The organism is Sulfitobacter mediterraneus (assembly GCF_003054325.1).
Lineage (GTDB): Bacteria > Pseudomonadota > Alphaproteobacteria > Rhodobacterales > Rhodobacteraceae > Sulfitobacter > Sulfitobacter mediterraneus.
The window spans coordinates 299,866-317,476 of the sequence record NZ_QBKU01000004.1 but is presented as its reverse complement, the minus strand read 5'-3'; the positions used below and the strand labels follow the sequence as shown (position 1 = coordinate 317,476).

At 58.9% G+C, this 17,611-nt stretch carries 18 protein-coding genes and 1 riboswitch; of the genes, 3 read left to right on the top strand and 15 right to left on the bottom strand.

Going from position 1 to position 17,611, the window contains the following annotated elements:
- Positions 1 to 27 precede the first annotated feature (27 nt).
- The 5 genes from rpsA to trmB all read right to left on the bottom strand — a co-directional run bounded on the left by rpsA (position 28) and on the right by trmB (position 5,420).
- Positions 28 to 1,689, bottom strand: a complete 1,662-nt coding sequence (gene rpsA, locus C8N31_RS08915) for a 30S ribosomal protein S1 (RefSeq protein WP_037908180.1) — start codon at positions 1,687 to 1,689, stop codon at positions 28 to 30.
- A gap of 346 nt (positions 1,690 to 2,035) precedes the next feature.
- Positions 2,036 to 2,674 (bottom strand): (d)CMP kinase, encoded by a 639-nt coding sequence (locus C8N31_RS08910; protein ID WP_025049827.1) that lies wholly within the window; start codon positions 2,672 to 2,674, stop codon positions 2,036 to 2,038.
- On the bottom strand, positions 2,671 to 3,186 hold the full coding sequence (locus C8N31_RS08905) for a hypothetical protein (protein ID WP_025049826.1): 516 nt from the start codon (positions 3,184 to 3,186) through the stop codon (positions 2,671 to 2,673). Before C8N31_RS08905 ends, C8N31_RS08910 begins: the two co-directional genes overlap by 4 nt.
- A complete protein-coding gene (gene aroA / locus C8N31_RS08900) occupies positions 3,186 to 4,538 on the bottom strand; it encodes a 3-phosphoshikimate 1-carboxyvinyltransferase (protein WP_025049825.1) in 1,353 nt (450 codons plus the stop codon). Before aroA ends, C8N31_RS08905 begins: the two co-directional genes overlap by 1 nt.
- A 180-nt stretch (positions 4,539 to 4,718) precedes the next feature.
- Positions 4,719 to 5,420: a tRNA (guanosine(46)-N7)-methyltransferase TrmB gene (gene trmB, locus C8N31_RS08895; RefSeq protein ID WP_025049824.1), complete on the bottom strand. Its 702-nt coding sequence runs from the start codon at positions 5,418 to 5,420 to the stop codon at positions 4,719 to 4,721.
- Between the two features lie 103 nt (positions 5,421 to 5,523).
- Here trmB and C8N31_RS08890 point away from each other — a divergent pair, with 103 nt between their 5' ends.
- Positions 5,524 to 6,300, top strand: coding sequence for a response regulator (locus C8N31_RS08890; protein ID WP_025049823.1), 777 nt, complete (start codon positions 5,524 to 5,526; stop codon positions 6,298 to 6,300).
- A 69-nt stretch (positions 6,301 to 6,369) separates the two neighbouring features.
- Here C8N31_RS08890 and metK read toward each other — a convergent pair whose 3' ends face one another.
- The 8 genes from metK to miaB form a co-directional block, all read right to left on the bottom strand.
- Positions 6,370 to 7,551 carry a methionine adenosyltransferase gene (metK, locus tag C8N31_RS08885; RefSeq protein WP_025049822.1) on the bottom strand — a complete coding sequence of 394 codons (1,182 nt, stop codon included), beginning with the start codon at positions 7,549 to 7,551 and terminating at the stop codon, positions 6,370 to 6,372.
- A 4-nt stretch (positions 7,552 to 7,555) separates the two neighbouring features.
- A riboswitch (SAM-SAH riboswitch) is annotated at positions 7,556 to 7,605 on the bottom strand.
- Positions 7,606 to 7,642: 37 nt separating this feature from the next.
- Positions 7,643 to 9,130, bottom strand: a complete 1,488-nt coding sequence (gene lnt / locus C8N31_RS08880) for an apolipoprotein N-acyltransferase (RefSeq protein ID WP_037918979.1) — start codon at positions 9,128 to 9,130, stop codon at positions 7,643 to 7,645.
- Positions 9,127 to 10,026 (bottom strand): hemolysin family protein, encoded by a 900-nt coding sequence (locus tag C8N31_RS08875; protein ID WP_025049821.1) that lies wholly within the window; start codon positions 10,024 to 10,026, stop codon positions 9,127 to 9,129. Before C8N31_RS08875 ends, lnt begins: the two co-directional genes overlap by 4 nt.
- 25 nt (positions 10,027 to 10,051) lie before the next feature.
- The gene (gene ybeY, locus C8N31_RS08870; protein ID WP_025049820.1) at positions 10,052 to 10,567 is read right to left on the bottom strand and encodes an rRNA maturation RNase YbeY; all 516 of its coding nucleotides are present in this window, start codon (positions 10,565 to 10,567) and stop codon (positions 10,052 to 10,054) included.
- A 69-nt stretch (positions 10,568 to 10,636) separates the two neighbouring features.
- Positions 10,637 to 11,635: a PhoH family protein gene (locus C8N31_RS08865; protein WP_037918997.1), complete on the bottom strand. Its 999-nt coding sequence runs from the start codon at positions 11,633 to 11,635 to the stop codon at positions 10,637 to 10,639.
- A gap of 147 nt (positions 11,636 to 11,782) precedes the next feature.
- Complete coding sequence (locus C8N31_RS08860) at positions 11,783 to 12,106, bottom strand: hypothetical protein (protein ID WP_025049818.1); 324 nt, start codon at positions 12,104 to 12,106, stop codon at positions 11,783 to 11,785.
- Between the two features lie 11 nt (positions 12,107 to 12,117).
- The gene (locus tag C8N31_RS08855) at positions 12,118 to 12,690 is read right to left on the bottom strand and encodes an OmpA family protein (RefSeq protein WP_025049817.1); all 573 of its coding nucleotides are present in this window, start codon (positions 12,688 to 12,690) and stop codon (positions 12,118 to 12,120) included.
- A gap of 196 nt (positions 12,691 to 12,886) precedes the next feature.
- Positions 12,887 to 14,209 carry a tRNA (N6-isopentenyl adenosine(37)-C2)-methylthiotransferase MiaB gene (gene miaB / locus C8N31_RS08850; RefSeq protein WP_025049816.1) on the bottom strand — a complete coding sequence of 441 codons (1,323 nt, stop codon included), beginning with the start codon at positions 14,207 to 14,209 and terminating at the stop codon, positions 12,887 to 12,889.
- A 111-nt stretch (positions 14,210 to 14,320) separates the two neighbouring features.
- On the opposite strand from miaB, the gene C8N31_RS08845 reads away from it, so the two are divergent.
- Positions 14,321 to 15,190, top strand: a complete 870-nt coding sequence (locus C8N31_RS08845) for a hypothetical protein (RefSeq protein WP_025049815.1) — start codon at positions 14,321 to 14,323, stop codon at positions 15,188 to 15,190.
- Between the two features lie 71 nt (positions 15,191 to 15,261).
- On the opposite strand, the gene C8N31_RS08840 is transcribed toward C8N31_RS08845, so the two are convergent.
- Positions 15,262 to 16,056, bottom strand: a complete 795-nt coding sequence (locus C8N31_RS08840) for a phytanoyl-CoA dioxygenase family protein (protein ID WP_025049814.1) — start codon at positions 16,054 to 16,056, stop codon at positions 15,262 to 15,264.
- Between the two features lie 89 nt (positions 16,057 to 16,145).
- Here C8N31_RS08840 and C8N31_RS08835 point away from each other — a divergent pair, with 89 nt between their 5' ends.
- Entirely contained in the window at positions 16,146 to 17,054 is a 909-nt protein-coding gene (locus C8N31_RS08835; RefSeq protein WP_025049813.1) for a LysR family transcriptional regulator, read from the top strand.
- Here the strand turns inward: C8N31_RS08835 and irrA are convergent.
- Entirely contained in the window at positions 17,051 to 17,473 is a 423-nt protein-coding gene (irrA, locus tag C8N31_RS08830) for an iron response transcriptional regulator IrrA (protein WP_025049812.1), read from the bottom strand. The genes C8N31_RS08835 and irrA overlap by 4 nt on opposite strands.
- Positions 17,474 to 17,611: the final 138 nt, after the last annotated feature.

Genomic DNA, 17,611 nt, shown 5'->3' with positions numbered 1-17,611 from the left:
CAATTCTATGCGTTGAGATCTAGCAGATCACTCGTCGCCCTTCAGAGCTGCACCAAGGATATCACCCAAGGATGCGCCGGAATCGGAGGAACCATACTGTTCAACCGCTTCTTTTTCTTCGGCGATTTCGCGGGCCTTGATGGACACGCCCAAACGGTGTGCCTTGGCGTCCACGTTGGTGATGCGCACGTCGACCTTGTCACCGACCGAGAAACGCTCTGGGCGCTGCTCTGCACGGTCACGGGACAGATCGGAGCGACGGATGAAGGATTTCATGCCTTCATATTCCACTTCGATGCCGCCCTCTTCGATCGAGGTCACATTCACAGTCACGATAGAGCCGCGCTTCACGCCGCCAACCGCTTCTGCGAACTTGTCGCCGCCAACACCTTTGATGGAGAGCGAGATACGCTCTTTCTCGACGTCAACTTCGGACACAACCGCGCCGACCATGTCGCCCTTGCGGTAGTTCTGGATCGCGTCTTCGCCGCGCTCGTCCCAGCTGAGGTCAGACAGGTGAACCATGCCGTCGATGTCGCCTGGCAGGCCAACAAACAGACCGAATTCGGTGATGTTTTTGACTTCGCCTTCAACTTCGGTGCCTTCAGGGTGTGTTTCTGCAAACACTTCCCATGGGTTGCGCATGGTCTGCTTGAGACCAAGGGAAACGCGGCGCTTGGCACCGTCGATTTCCAGAACCATGACTTCGACTTCCTGAGATGTGGAAACGATCTTGCCTGGGTGTACGTTCTTTTTGGTCCAAGACATTTCGGACACGTGCACCAGACCCTCAACGCCCGGCTCCAGCTCAACAAAGGCGCCGTAATCGGTGATGTTGGTCACGCGGCCAGTGTGCGAGGATTCCAGCGGGTATTTCGCCGCAACCAGATCCCATGGATCTTCTTGCAACTGTTTCATGCCCAAGGAGATACGGTGTGTCTCTTTGTTGATCTTGATGACCTGAACCTTGATGGTTTCACCAATCGTCAGGATCTCGGATGGGTGGTTCACACGGCGCCATGCCATGTCTGTGACGTGCAACAAGCCGTCAACGCCGCCCAGATCAACAAACGCACCGTATTCGGTGATGTTCTTGACCACACCGTCAACGGTCTGACCTTCGGTCAGGTTGCCGATCACTTCGGCACGCTGTTCGGCACGTGATTCTTCGAGGATCGCACGACGCGATACAACGATGTTGCCACGGCGGCGGTCCATTTTCAGAACCTGGAATGGCTGCTTGAGACCCATCAATGGGCCCGCATCGCGCACGGGGCGCACATCAACCTGAGAGCCGGGCAGGAACGCGACTGCGCCGCCCAGATCGACAGTAAAGCCACCTTTTACGCGGCCAAAGATCGCGCCTTCGACGCGTTCTTCTGCGGCATAGGCTTTTTCCAGACGATCCCATGCTTCCTCGCGGCGGGCCATCTCGCGGGAGATAACTGCTTCACCGCGGGAGTTTTCGACCTGACGGAGGAAAACTTCGACCTCTTGGCCGACTTCAACATTTGGAGCTTCGCCTGGTTCGGCAAATTCTTTCAACTCAACGCGGCCTTCCATTTTGTAGCCTACGTCGATGATGGCCTGGCCCGCTTCGATCGCGATCACCTTGCCTTTAACTACGGAACCCTCTTCGGGGGTGTCCATTTCGAAGCTTTCGTTCAAGAGTGCTTCAAACTCGTCCATCATATTCGCCATGTAGCGTATTTTTCCTAATCTAGACTTGTTTACTGGCCGCGCGGTTGTCTCCGCCGGTCTTGGAATGAAATTGGTCCGCCGCGCGGGCATCAAACACAAAAGAAAGAGGGCCGGTTGAAACCGACCCTGCCCGCAAATTGTGTCCGAAGCTGTATCCGCCCCTTAGACAGACGCGCGTATAGGCCAAATGCCCCAACACTGCAAGGGCCAAAGCCCTAATTGTCTGCCTCGGCGCTGTGCGCTTGGGCCGGAACAATCACCCGCTTTCAGCCGCACCCGTGCCTGAGCGTGCATGCTTCCCAAAACCCCGGCCCGGTTCCCTCAAAGAAACCGCCTATGCACCCTTGTCCGGCATCTGGTCCAAAACCCCTTGGATCAACGCAGTAACCTCCGCCACCGCATCGGCAATCGCCATATTCGACGTATCAATCCGCACTGCATCTTCTGCAGGTTTGAGCGGTGCATCGGCGCGTCCCATATCCCGCGCATCCCGCGCCAGCACGTCTTTCAACACCTCTTCGGGTGTCACATCCATGCCCTTGCCCGACAGCTCTGCATAACGCCGTTCTGCCCGTACCTCTGCATCTGCCGTGACAAACAGTTTCACCTGCGCCTGCGGGCATATCACCGTCCCGATGTCGCGCCCATCCAGCACCGCACCGCCCGCCCGCGCCGCAAAACTGCGTTGAAAATCGACCAAGGCCGCCCGCACCTCGGGGATCGCCGCTACCCGGCTGGCCTCTTGGGCCACGGACGGACGCCGCAAATCGTCATGCTCCAGATCCCCCGGCACCAGCGCGCGCGCTGCCTCTGCCGGAGACTGCCCCTGCAAGGTCTTCCCTGCCACCGCCCTGTACAGCAAACCAGTGTCCAGATGCGCAAACCCAAAATGCGCCGCGACCGCCTTGGAAATTGTGCCCTTGCCAGAGGCCGCAGGCCCGTCAATCGCCACGGTAAAGCCGTTTGTTGTCATGACCCGCCCCTTGCACGTTGTTTTGGCGCCCAGCGCCATGCCCAAAGGCAAATGGCACATGCCAGCGCCAGAAAGCCCCATTTCGCCATGGTAAATCCACTGGCCAGCGCCACCGATTCTGCATCCAACGCCGCGCTGCGCAACATATCAGCCACCAAGGCATTTTCGGCCAGATCCATCACCAAATATGCTGCCGGAATGACCATCAATGACAGGCGCATGGCCGGATGCACCCCGCGCGCTTGCCCCCACAGAATACCCGACAGGCAAATCGTCAGAAGAACCGGAAACACGGTGTCCAGCCATCGAAACCAGCCCAGATAAAGCTGCTTTTGCCCCGCATCCAGCATCCCCCGATAAATCTCGGCCTCCGCCAAAGAGTACCCGCCCAACCGGCTGTCAAAGATCAGCATCCCGTCTGGCTCCAACCATCCTTTCGACAACGCCGCCAACACCAGAAAAAGCGCAAGCGAGATCGCTCCGGACAGTCTGACCAAACGGCCCAGCGTCATCAGCCCGCGTTGCGCGTCACCTGCGCACCCAGCTGCTGCATCAACGGCTCGAATATCGGAAAGGACGTGGCAATTGGCCCGCCATCATCCAACTGAACAGGCTTTTGCGACGCCATGCCCAAGATCATAAAGGACATCGCAATCCGGTGATCCAGATGGCTGGCACAGGTCGCACCACCCGGCACCTCACCATGGCCGCGCCCCGTGACGATCCACCAATCGGGTCCATCCTCAACCTCAATGCCATTGCCCCGCAAACCCGTGGCCATCGCGTCAATCCGGTCGCTTTCCTTCACGCGCAACTCTTTCACACCGCGCATCACAGTCTGCCCTTCGGCAAAGGCGGCAACAACCGACAATACCGGATACTCATCAATCATCGACGCGGCACGCTCGGGTGGCACTTCGATCCCCTTGAGGTTCGGCGAAAACCGCGCCCGCAGATCAGCGACAGGCTCACCGCCCTCTTCGCATTCGTTCTCATAGGTCAAATCCGCACCCATCTCGCGCAGCGTGGTAAAGACACCCGCCCGCGTCGGGTTCAAACCGATCCCCGGCACCAGAACATCCGACCCCGGCACAATAAGCGCTGCACAAACCGGAAACGCCGCCGAAGATGGGTCGCGCGGCACGTCAATATGCTGCGGCTTCAACTCTGGCTGCCCGGTGAGTGTGATCACGCGGCCCGCATCTGTCTGTTCTACGGTTACTTCTGCACCAAACCCGGCCAGCATCCGCTCGGTATGATCACGCGTGGCTTCGGCCTCAATCACAACGGTCTGGCCCGGCGTGTTCAATCCGGCCAGCAAAACCGCGGATTTCACCTGAGCCGACGGCACCGGCACCTCATACCGCACAGGAACCGGATCAGCCGCCCCCACAAGGGTCATCGGCAAACGCCCCCCCTTGCGGCCAACCGACTGACACCCGAACAACGCCAAAGGGTCGGTAATCCGTGCCATTGGCCGCCCGTTGAGGCTTGCATCCCCGGTAAAGGTCGCCGTGATCGGAGATGTCGCCATCGCCCCCATGATCAGCCGCACACCGGTGCCGGAATTGCCGCAATCAATCACATTCTCCGGCTCGGCAAACCCGCCGACACCAACACCCTGCACTGACCAAGACCCGCCGCCGTGATCGGTCACCTCTGCACCAAAGGCCCGCATTGCTTTAGCGGTATCAAGCACATCCTGCCCTTCCAAAAGGCCATTGATCGTGGTCTCGCCCACCGCCATCGCACCCAAAATCAACGACCTGTGCGAGATCGACTTGTCACCCGGCACTTCGGCCACACCGGTCAAGGGACCGCAAGCGGTAGAAGTCATAGGAATGGGGGCACCGTGGCTCGACATGTTAGCGTCCTTACTTTGTTCAAAACGCTTCTAACGCAGCCATGAAACCACGTCCATGCCATCCGCAACGGCGCTGCACCCAAACTTCATTTGGCCAGAAAACCTCTGGGGGAGTTTGAGGGGCCAGTGCCCCTCATCAGCATAATAAAATCAAATGCGGGCCATGCCCGCACAATCGGCTCAGGTCTTGCGGAAGGTCAGGTAATGCGGGGTCCGCCCCTCGCGCAGGGCCTTTCGCTCATACCGCGTCGAAAGCCAATCCTCCCAAGGCTGCCGCCAGTCCTCCGGTCCTTCGGCCAGCCACTCAAACCCGAACTGCGGTACCTGCTCCAGGGTCTGACGCACGTAATCCTCAATATCCGTGGCCACACGGAACATTGCACCGGGTTTGAGCACCCGCGCCAAAGGTTCAAGGTGTTCAGGCGTCACAAACCGGCGCCGGTGATGCCGCGCCTTGGGCCATGGGTCGGGATACAAAAGAAACGCCCGGTCAATCGATTCTGGCGGTAGCACGTCAAACATATCGCGCACGTCGCCGGGGTGGATCGCCAGATTGCCGACACCGGCCCGGCGGATCTTACCCAAAAGCATCGCCACACCATTGATATAAGGCTCGCATCCGATGATCCCCACATCAGGGTTCTGCGCCGCTTGATGCACCAGATGCTCACCACCGCCAAAGCCGATCTCAAGCCAAACCGGCTTGCCATCAAACAGCCCCTTCAGATCCAAAGGGGTCCGCTCGGGATTGTCCTCCCAGCTCACCGGGCCAGGCGACAGCCCGTCCAGATCTTGCTCAATATACCCCTGTTGGGATTTCTTGAGAGATTTGCCTTTGAGGCGACCATAGAAATTGCGGCGGGGGCGTGTTGGCTGTGTCATGCGCTGCCTTTACCGAAGCCCGCGCCGTGCTGCAACGGGGGCATTAAGCCTTGGGTAATATCCTCACGCCTATAGTCGGCCAAACTTGTTGAAAGGACACTCCATGCCCAGCCCCTCGCCCCTGCGGCCCCATGGATCTGTCACAAATGGGCAACCCACGGCGGTTCTCATTCTGGATGACGAACGGTTTGACAGGCACCGATTGGCCCGGTTCTGCTCAAGCCTCGATTTTCCCTGCGCAGTCTCCAACGCCAGCAGCCTGAACGATTTTCGCAGTCGGATAGAGGAAAGCTCGTTCTCGCTGATCCTGATTGACTACTACCTGCCCGATGGCAATGGCTTGGACGCTTTGGAACTGGTGCGCCTGTCGCCGCGCAACCTGAACACCGCCACGATCATGATCACCGGGCTTGGGCAAGATAACATTGAGCAGCAGGCACTGGATTGGGGCTGTGCCGATTACCTCACCAAGGACGAGCTGTCCTCGGCCACCTTTCACCGTGCGGTCAACAACGCCTTGCAAAAATCGAAACTGACCATTGCGGTCGAGGCTCAGACCTATGCCCGGCAAGAGGTGGAAAAAGTACTGGAGCACTTTGCAGGTCAATGCGCCCGCGACATCAAACCCATGGTCAGCCGGATGATGCGGCAATTGCGCGATCTGCGCACCGGCGCTGAACACGCAGGCGCACCGCAATTGGATCAGTTTGACCGCATCGACAGCTCTTGTATGACCTTGTGGGAATTCCTGATCGAGATGGAGCGCTATCAGGGCGAAGCTCTTGTTGGCGGAATGCTAACCCCGCTCAGCGAAAGTTCAAATGGCGATTTGACCGAACCACGCAAACCCCCTTCGCCCTTCGCACGGATGCCGCATTAGGCCTGCGCACCAAAGATAAAGGGCCGCAATCGCGGCCCCTTTTTAATTCCAAATCTCTAGATCTGCCGATCAAACGGCGGCTTTCAACGCCTCTGCCAGATCGGTCTTTTCCCAGCTGAAACCGCCATCCGCCTGCGGTGCGCGGCCAAAGTGACCGTAAGCTGCCGTGCGTTGGTAAATCGGGCGGTTCAACTGCAGATGTTCACGAATGCCGCGCGGCGTCAGGTCCATCGTGGCACCAATCGCCTTTTCAATGTCCTCATCGCGCACTTGGCCCGTGCCAAAGGTGTCACAATAGATCGACAATGGCTTGCTCACCCCAATCGCATAGCTGAGCTGGATCGTGCATTTGCTGGCCATGCCAGAGGCCACAACATTCTTGGCGAGATAGCGCGCCGCATAGGCCGCCGACCGGTCAACCTTGGTCGGATCTTTGCCGGAAAACGCGCCGCCGCCGTGGGGCGCCGCGCCGCCATAGGTATCCACGATGATCTTGCGCCCGGTAAGGCCCGCATCGCCGTCTGGTCCGCCAATCACGAATTTGCCAGTGGGATTGACCCACCACTCGGTCGCATCGGTGATCCACCCTTCGGGCAGCTGCTCGCGGATGTAGGGCTCAACAATCGCGCGAATGTCATCGCTGGTCTGGCTTTCATCGGCATGCTGTGTGGACAGAACGATCGACGTTACGCCAACCGGCTTGCCATTTTCATACCGCACAGACAGCTGGCTTTTGGCATCAGGGCGCAGCGTTGGTTCAGTGCCGTTTTTGCGCACCTCGGCCAAACGGCGCAGGATCGCATGGGCGTAATGGATCGGCGCTGGCATCAATTCGGGCGTCTCGTCGGTTGCAAAACCAAACATGATGCCCTGATCGCCCGCGCCCTCGTCTTTGTCGCCAGAGGCATCAACCCCCTGCGCGATATGCGCAGATTGCCCGTGCAACAGGTTGGTAATCTCGCAGGTGGCGTGGTGGAACTTGTCCTGCTCATAGCCGATGTCTTTGATACAGGCCCGCGCGATGTCTTCAATCTGGTCCAGATACTGACCCAGCTTTTCTTTGTCGCTGAGGCCGACCTCCCCGCCGATGACCACCCGGTTGGTGGTGGCAAAGGTTTCGGCCGCCACCCGCGCTTCGGGCTCTTCGCTGAGGAAGGCATCCAAAACCGCGTCCGAAATCCGGTCACAGACCTTGTCGGGGTGACCTTCGGAAACGGATTCCGAAGTAAAAACATAATTCTGTCGGGACATATCGCGCTCCAATAGATAAAAAACTGCCACGTCAGGAAGCCGTTGTGGCATGTCCGTTGGGCTTATCGGGGCAGGCCAGCAGGGTCAATCTTTAACTGCGGCGGCGGCCGAGTGCCGCAGCGGCCAATCCCAGAATGAGCAGCAATGCAAGCGGCAGATCCCCTATACGGGCATAAAGCGTCGCAGGTGCAGGGGCGGGCAGGACCGCATCCACAAAACCGGCTGTGTTCAATGGCAGTGACGCTGTCACCCGGCCATAGGGGTCAATCATGGCAGAGATGCCGGTGTTGGCCGCCCGCGCCAGCGGCAGCCCCTGTTCCATCGCCCGCATGCGGGCCTGCGCCAGATGCTGTTTCGGCCCGGCCCCTTTGCCAAACCACGCATCATTGGTGATCTGGATCAGGAAGGCAGGCCGCTGGGGTGCGCTGTTCACATCATGGGCAAAAACCGCTTCATAACAGATCAGGGGCAAGGCCTTCCCTAAAGCTCCGAAATCCAGCAGCTCCGGCCCCGGTCCGGCCGAAAATCCAGCCCCGTTTTGCGGGGCCAAGCCATGAATGCCGATCCGCGCCAGCAAATCACCAAAGGGCATGTATTCCCCAAAGGGCACCAGATGATGTTTGTCATAGGTCTGCGTCACCGCGCCTTTCGGATCCAGCACCACCATTGAGTTGAAAAACCGCAAATCGCGGGTGCGTTGAACGCCCAAGGTAACGGCGGCCTCCCCTGCCGCTTCGGCGATCGGTGCCAATGCCTCTTCGCCGTAGGGCAAAGCCCAAGGGATCGCGGTTTCAGGCCAGATGATCAGGTCAGGTGCCTGCCCGGATGCATGTGGCGGCGCGGCGGTCAGTTCCAACTGGCGGTAATAAAACGTATAGGCCTTGTCCGGATCCCATTTGTCTTTTTGCGGTGCGTTCGGCTGGATCAAGCGCAGGCTGTGTTCGGTCATCTGCGCTGTGGGCGCAAAGGGCGGCATCAGCAACAGTGCAGCGGCGGCGCCTGCGCCAAACACACCTGCGTACCGCGCAGGGCCTGTGCGGAATAGACCGACGGCAAGCGCGGCACAGAAGAGCAATGCCAGATTGACCCCATGCGGACCCACAAAGGCCAATCCCCGCCCCGCTGCAACATCAACCAAGGCCTGCGCCGGTGTGGCCCATGGAAATCCGGTGAAAATATAGGCGCGGATCATCTCCGCCGCCGCCAGACACAGCGCCAAAGGCCAGATCGTGCCCCGTGACAAATACCGCGCCCCAGCAAAGGCTGCGCCCCAAAAAAGCGCGAGACCGGCCGCCATGAACACCAGTGCAAAGGGGGCCATCCAGCCGTGACGCGGCACATCCACCAAAAACGGCGAGACGATCCAGTGCAAGCTATGAAGGAAGTAGCCCGTGCCAAAGGCCCAGCCCAAGAGCGCGGCGCTGCGAATGGTCTGTTGCCGCCCTGCCAGCCAAAACCCCACTGCAAAAGCTGCAAACAGCACAACAGGCAGATCATAGGGCGCCTGACCAAACCCTGCGGCGGCACCAACAAGAGCCGCCACAATCAAGCTGCGCCACGCCCCCTGCGGGGTGGTCATCCGGTGGATCCGGTGGTCCGCACCCGCAATCTTTTGATACGGCGGGGATCGGCGTCAATCACTTCAAATTCCGGGCCATCCGGGTGCAGAACCACCTCGCCCCGTGTCGGCACACGCCCCGACAGCATGAACACCAAGCCGCCAAGCGTGTCGATTTCTTCTTCGTCGACGGCCTCGTGATCGGTCAGGGAATGGCCAATCTCGGCTTCAAAATCCTCAAGCGGGGTCTTGGCCAGTGCCAGATAAGTGCCGGGCTTTTCCACACTCCAGAACGTGCCTTCGTCGACGTCGTGTTCGTCTTCGATCTCGCCGATGACCTGTTCGATCAGATCCTCGATTGTCACAAGACCATCAACGCCGCCATATTCATCAATCACCAACGCCATATGCCGCCGCTCTGCCTGCATCTTGGTCAGCAGCACGCCAATGGTCATGCTGGGCGGCACAAACAACAATGGCCGCAACATATTGCCCATGTCGAAATTGGTGGATTTGCCGTTGAACCCGTGTTGCAACGCCAGATCCTTGAGGTGGGCCATACCCACAGGCGTGTCCAGCGTACCGTCATAAACCGGCAGACGGGTCAGGCCGCTGTCCTTGAAAACCTCGACCAGCTCTTCCAAGGAAATCGTGATCGGCACAGCGGTGATTTCCGCTTTGGGCACCGCCACATCATCCACCCGCATCCGCCGCAAGTTCATCATGCCACGAGCCGAGACCCTGTCCACCGGAGGCGGGGTCATGTCGTCCTCAATCTCGCTGTCGGAAGGGCTCAGCGCCCCGATCACCCGTGAGAAGAAACCGCCCGGTTTGGGGCTGTCTTCGGTCTCTTGGTCCATTCCTTCATCTGGAAGCGCGCGCCGCGCCGCGTCAGATGGTCCGTCTGTATCGCCCATTGGGTCCTGTCTTGTGATAGGGCAGTCAATCTGCCGGGATGATCCTATATGGGTCATCATGACCCAGTTTGCCAAGTATTTCGACCTCTAACCCCTCCATCAGGGCCGCATCTGGGTCGCAGATGTGATCAAAACCCAACAGATGCAGCACACCGTGCACGATCAGATGGGTGACATGGGCCTGCACCGGCTTGTCTGCCGCCGTCGCTTCTGCAGCGCAGGTATCATAGCTGATGGCGATATCGCCCAGCTCAATCATACCGTCCGGCCCCGGCAAAGCGGGCAACGGATCACCGCCGGGCTGCGCTGAGCCGCGTTCTTCTGCGGGCCAGCTCAGCACATTGGTGGCCTTTGGTTTGTCTCGAAAATCGCCGTTGAGCACGGTGATGCGGGCATCATCGCAGGCCAGCACCGTCATCTCGCAACCTGCCGCGTCAATCCCGAGGTGGGACAAGGTGACCAGCGCAGCGGTTTGTGCAAGGCTTTCGAGATCAAGATCCGCCCAACGCGCATCCTCGATCACCACATCAAGGCCCTGCACCTTAGCGAAGCCGGGGGCCAGCCCCCGGACCCCCGGAATATTTAAGGCCAAAAAGGGAGAGGACGCCCATCATGCTTTGCGCTCTGCCTCGGCCTCGTAAGCTTCGATGATGGCGGCGACCAGCGGGTGGCGCACAACATCCTTGGAGGTGAAATAGTTAAAGCTGATCTTTGGGATGCGGTTCAGCAGGCGTTCGGCATCGGCCAGCCCTGATGGCACACCGCGCGGCAGGTCGATCTGGGTGCGGTCCCCGGTGATCACCATGCGCGAGCCCTCGCCAAGGCGGGTCAGGAACATTTTCATCTGCATGGAGGTGGCGTTTTGGGCCTCGTCCAGCACCACAAAAGCATTGGACAGCGTGCGCCCGCGCATGAAGGCCAGCGGCGCGATTTCGATGCGTTTTTCTTCAAGCAGTTTTGCCAGCTGTTTGCCCGGCAGAAAATCATTCAGCGCGTCATATAGCGGCTGCATGTAGGGATCGACCTTGTCTTTCATATCGCCGGGCAGATAGCCGAGTTTTTCACCCGCCTCGACCGCCGGGCGGCTGAGGATGATCCGGTCCACATGGCCGCCAATGAACATGCTAACCCCCACGGCCACGGCCAGATAGGTCTTGCCGGTGCCCGCCGGGCCGATGCCAAAGGCCAGTTCGTTGTCAAACAGCGATTGCACGTAAGCTTTCTGTGCCTCTGTGCGCGGCTCTACCCGTTTTTTGCGGGTTTGGATTTCGATTGCCTGACCAATGGGCATTTCGATCTGATCGCCCTGGCGCACGCCGGTATCGACCTCTGATCCGCCCATGCGAATAAGGCTGTCCACATCCGCAGGTTCCACTGCGCGCCCCCCTTCGAGGCGGGCGTAAAGCATGTTGAGCAATTGGCTCGCCTGTTGGGCTGCATCTACTTCACCCAACACGGACAATTGATTGCCGCGGCGGATGATCTGCACCTCCAGCGCCTTTTCGATGGCGGCGAGATGGGCATCATAGGCGCCGCACAGATCAATCAACAGACGGTTGTCCGGAAATTCCAGCACAACAGGATCAGCGTTTGGTGTGGCGGCTGTCATCAGATCGCTTTCAGGCAAGTGGCGCTCCTTTGCTTGCACTCAGACTCAGTAGATAGGGCGATTGCGGGGCGATTGCATCCCGCAAAAACAATAAGGGCCGGAGCGTCACACGCTCCGGCCCGATGATGGTGCGGCACTGGCGCATGTTCAGTTCGGATCCGGCACATTTGAGCCGCGTTTGAAATCCCCCGAGGTGTAGGTTGGCGGGACATCGCCACTACAAACCGGTTTGCCGTCACGATCCAGGCGGGGCGACAAATAGCCCTCAACCCCGTCATCGACGATCCAGTGGTCACAGCCATTTGGATCCACCCAAATGCCTGCTTGCAGCTCGCTTAGCGGTTTTTTGTCAAAACCGCGGTCAAAGGATTTGTCAGCCTTGAACCCCACACCGGGGCCGGCCTCCATATCGGCGCAAGCCGCGAGGCCAAGCACGCAGGCCGTGACAGCAATAAATTTGGTCTTTTGCATCATCATATCCTTCACCGCACACAGAGGATTTCGACGCGGCGGTTCTTGGCCCGGCCAGCGGCGGTTGCATTGGTGGCGGTGGGTTTGCGTTCCCCATAGCCGCGCACATCACTGACGTTGCCGCCGTTTGCGCGGGCAATCGCAGCCACTGCATTGGCCCGGTTTAGCGATAACCTCATGTTATATGCATCCGAGGCGCGGCTGTCGGTGTGGCCGGTGATCACAAATGACGTCGCCTGTTCGTTTTGAAAAAACGCGGCCAGCCGTTCCTGTGCCGAGGCCCCGAGGCGAAAACTGTTGGTGGCAAAAAACTGATCCGAGTTCAGGACACCGCAGATATTGCCCCCCCGGCAGACGGGTTTGCCATCGCGCGTCAAATGCGGGCTCATGAACCCTTCTGCGCCGTCGTCCATGACCCAATGTTCACAGCCATCCGGATCAACCCAGATGCCCGGCACATATTGACCCTGATCGCGGCCCTGCTGTGATGCGGTTTGCGCAAAAGCCATCGGCGCAGCCAACAGGCAGGCCATCACAGCCGCAATAGACCAAGTGCCGATCAGCCTTGAGATCGTGTTTATCACAAGAATTCCTCGCTTTTCGGTTTCGGCGGACGGGCATTTTGCCCACACGCCGCTGTCGCCTGCATTCCCTTTGAGGTTATGCAGAAAAACAGCTTCTGTGAAGCACAGATATCAACATTTAGGGGGTGAAAGTGTTAACGCACCCAATAAAATGCGCCAGAACCTAGGCAGGCGCAATCAGCGCAGGGTTGTTTCGTTATGAAATCTGTCGTGCAGTGAGGGAATTTGTCATTGATTTCACAATTTTAACTGGCACGATGTCGCCAATCTGTGCCTGCGCGTCATCAATATGAACCGCATGTAAATATTCGGATTTACCAAGCATCTGCCCCGGATTACGCCCGGATTTCTCGACCAGAACTGACAATTCGCGTCCGACCATGCTTTGCTGGATCTCTTTTTGATGCTGGGTGATCAACGCCTGCAACCGCTGCAAACGGTCATTGGCCACGTCATCGGGGATCAACGCGCGTTCTGCCGCCGGAGTACCCGGGCGGGTCGAATACCTGAACGAATACGCATAGCCGTAGCGGACCTCGCGCACCAGATCCATGGTGGCCTCAAAATCCGCATCGCTTTCTTCGGGGAAACCGACAATGAAATCGCCAGACATCAGGATATCGGGCCGCACAGCCCGGATGCGTTCGATCAGACGCAGATAGCTTTCTGCGGTGTGACTGCGGTTCATCCGTTTGAGAATGTGATCCGAGCCGGATTGCACCGGCAAATGCAGATATGGCATCAGCGCCTCAACCTCGCCGTGCGCGGCGATCAGATCGTCTTCCATATCGTTGGGGTGGCTGGTGGTGTAGCGAATGCGGTCCAGCCCGTCGATTTTGGCCAGCTCCCGCACCAATGCGGCCAGTGTCATGTCACCCTTGGGGCCAGCGCCGTGGTATGCATTGACGTTCTGGCCCAGCAAAGTGACCTCGTGCACCCCGCGATCGACCAGCGCGCGGGCCTCATCCAGAACGCGGGTTGCAGGGCGGCTGACCTCTGCGCCGCGGGTATAGGGCACAACGCAGAAGGCGCAAAATTTGTCGCAGCCTTCCTGAACTGTCAAAAACGCCGCCGGGGCGCGTTTGGTTTGCGGGCGCGATTTAAGATGCTCAAACTTGTCTTCTTCGGGGAAATCGGTATCGAGCGCGGTTTCTCCCTTGCGCACCTTTGCCTCCATCTGGGGCAGCCGGTGGTAGGATTGCGGCCCAACCACCAGATCCACTGCGGGCTGGCGGCGCATGATCTCTTCGCCTTCGGCCTGCGCAACACAGCCCGCCACGCCGATCTTGAGATCCGGATTCAACGCCTTGAGCGGCTTGAGGCGTCCCAGTTCGGAATAGACCTTTTCGGCGGCCTTTTCCCGGATGTGACAGGTGTTGAGCAGGATCATGTCCGCGTCATCGGCGGTCTTTGTCTCAACATAGCCTTCGCCGCCCAGCGCTTCGACCATGCGTTCGCTGTCATAGACATTCATCTGACAGCCGTATGTCTTGATAAACAGTTTCTTAGGCGTGGTCATGGCAGATATCCGGATCAAAAGGCAGAAGCCGCCATGTAACAGTGCCTGCCATGGCTTGCAATGGAGGTGGAATTGGCCGATTCTGCGCTCAACGATTGTCCGTGAGGCCCTATGCACCATTCTTCGCTCGATGAATTGATCAAAGACGCGCCTGAGGCATTGGCCAAGGGGCCGGTGGCGGTGATCATGGTGGAGGATAACGTCGAGATCGACACATCCTTGCGGCACCATCAACAGGCAGGGTTCAAAACCATCATCGCATTGATGCCGCCGGAGTTTGATCTGCCCCGCGACCTGTCCGAGACGATCCATAGGGTCGATTATGACATGTCCGTCGAAATGGCGATGGAGGCTGCGATCAACGCTCTGATTGATCCCGCCGCCGGGCAGTGGATGTATTACTGCTACAATGCCGAATACCTATTCTATCCGTTCTGCGAGACCCGCAATGTTGTTGAAATGCTGGCCTTTCACACCGAAGAGCGGCGCTCTGCGCTTTTGGCGTATGTAATTGATCTTTATTCCGACGATCTGGGCGAACATCCAAATGCGGTGTCGCTGGACCGGGCCCATCTGGACAAATCGGGCTATTACGCTTTGGCCCGCAAAGACGATGCCAATGGCAATAGCCCCAAGGAACGGCAGCTTGATTTCTTTGGGGGGCTACGCTGGCGGTATGAGGAACATGTGCCCGCCACGAGGCGCAAGATTGACCGCATTCCGTTGTTCCGCGCCAAGAAGGGGCTGCGCCTGCGCTGGGATCACACCTTCAATGACGAAGAATACAACACCTACGCCTGTCCTTGGCACCACAACATCACGGCGGCGGTCTGTTCTTTTCGCACGGCCAAGGCGCTCAAGTCCAATCCCGGCAGCACCTTTCAGATCGACAGCTTCAAGTGGCACAACTCCGCCGCTTTTGAATGGCATTCGCGGCAGTTGCTCGATCTGGGGTTGATGGAGCCGGGGCAATGGTTCTGAAAGGGCAACAGCCCGAAGGCACGCGGATCAATTTGCGGCGGCAAGGAATGCGCCGCCGCTCAAAGCCCTGATCAGCGCGGCCAGAGCACAGGAAACCAATCCTCGCGCAGCCTTTGGCCTTCGGTCATGTCATGGCCGGGATAGGGCGGCGATGTCGGGCCGGGCCGCTGGGTATAGCGGGCATCATCCCCCACCATCCGTAGGGAAAACGCGCGGCGGCGTGTACCTGAGGTATTGCCCCGCGCCCCGTGCAGAATGCCATAATTGAAAGCCACCGCATCACCGGGTTCCATCGCCCATTCGCGGATGTCCATGCCTTCGGCATCCGGGTCCGGCACCGCCATATAAGGCGCAGGATCAAAGAACGCATCGCCCTTGGCCCAACGGGTCGGCAGCACGGGCTTTTCCCATAAATGCGATCCCGCAACACAGCGCAGCGATGCCTCATGCACCGGATCAAGCGGCGACCAAAAGCTGACCGTCTGTTGACCGCCAACAAAATAATACGGTCCATCCTGATGCCATGGGGTGGCCATCGAGGTGCCCGGCTCTTTGACCAACACATGATCATGAAAGAGCTGTGCAGACTGGCTTTGCATCAATTCGGCGGCAATCTGGGCCGCGTCTGATGTGCGGATCACCGCTTCAAACTCGGGGATACGATCCCAGTTGCAATAATCGTCAAAAAACAGGCCCGTCTCGCCCGGCTTGTCGTTGTTGGAGGCATATGGCCCCGGCGCTTCCATATTGCGGGCCACACCGGCCCGAAGGGTTTCAACATGGCCTGCAAACAGACCTTTGATCAGCACCACACCGTCGCGTTGGTAGCTGTCAATCTGGTCCTGCGTGATAAGAGGATGTGGCATTTGATTGTCCTTTGGCTGTGTCTTGCCATGACATTCGCGCCCGCCGCCGTTAGTTTCAAATAATAAATGTGAAACAACGGAATAGGCTGATGTTATATCTAACGCTTAGGCACTACAGCTATGTCGCGGCCATCGCCGATCACGGCAGCCTGTCTGCGGCTGCCGCGCATCTGAACGTGTCGCAACCCTCGCTGTCCAATGCGCTGGATATTATCGAGGCGCGATTGCAGCGGCCCTTGTTTCTACGGGGACGCGGTCAAGGCGCGACAATAACCCCGGACGGGCGCAGTTTTGTCAAAGAGGCCAAATCCCTGATCGCATCGGCCCGCCGATTGGAACAATCGGGCCGATCTCCGCTCTCACAGACCAGCGCCGCCTTGGGCTGTTTCCACGATCTGGCGCCCTTTGTTCTGGCCCCCGCCCTCAGCCGCCTGCGCCAATCCCTGCCGGAGATGGAGCTGCACAGCAGGCTCGGTAGTTTTGAAACGCTGGTGCGCGATATGACCGAAGGGACAATTGATCTGGCGATCACCTGGGATATCGGTCTGGATGCCCGGTTCAGCAAACGGGTTCTGGGGCACCTGCGCCCCCATGCCTTTGTCGCTATGGATCACCCGCTGGCGGGCCGCGCCGCATTGACCCTGAGCGATTTGGCGCATGAACAATTGATCCTGTCAGATGACGGATTGTCGGTGCAGCATATGGTTAAACTCTGCCAAAGCGCCGGATTCACCCCGCATTTGGCGGGCCACGCCGCCCCGGTTGAGGTGATGCGATCCCTCGCCGCCCATGGGGAGGGCATCGGCATCAGCTATTCCGTGCCGCCATCAAGGCAAAGCTACGATGGCCGTGACCTTCGCGCCATTCCCGTCACCGACCCCGCCGCGGAGGAGCCTGTCGTATTGGCACAATTGGGCGATCCTGCGCCCGGCGGCACATTGCATTTGATTGCAGAGACTTTGGAGAAGGCGGATTTATTCCGCTTTGGCGGCGCTTAATTCGATTTACGGCGCAAGCGGATCACCACGTCCACGCTGGCAATCTCGGCCCCGTCAGGGGCGTCCGGCACCTGCGAAATCACCAGTTGATCGGCTGGCGCATCGGTCAGCCGCGCATCGTCTTCCCAGTAGAAATGCGGGTGGTCATGGGTGTTGGTGTCGAAATAACTTTTGGAGCCGTCAACGGTCACCTCTTGCAACAAACCGGCATCACAAAACGCCCGTAAGGTATTGTAAACAGTCGCCAATGACACGGCATCGCCCTGCCCTTTGGCGGCCTCAAACAGGCTTTCGGCAGTGACGTGACGGTGCTGGCCATCACCCACCAGAAGGCTGGCCAATGTGACCCGCTGCCGTGTTGGGCGCACCCCGGCCTGTTCCAGCCAGCGCGTGCCGTTCTGTTGATGCATCTGTGTCATGATGGCTCCGTTGCGCGTCGTCCCTGCCTACCATATAGGGCGCGGCGGCCCTTGTTTTCAATGACTATTCGCCCTCTATGCACAACAGTGCTTATGCCGCCCCCCACGGGCTTTGACTTGCGGCTTGGGCAATCGGGG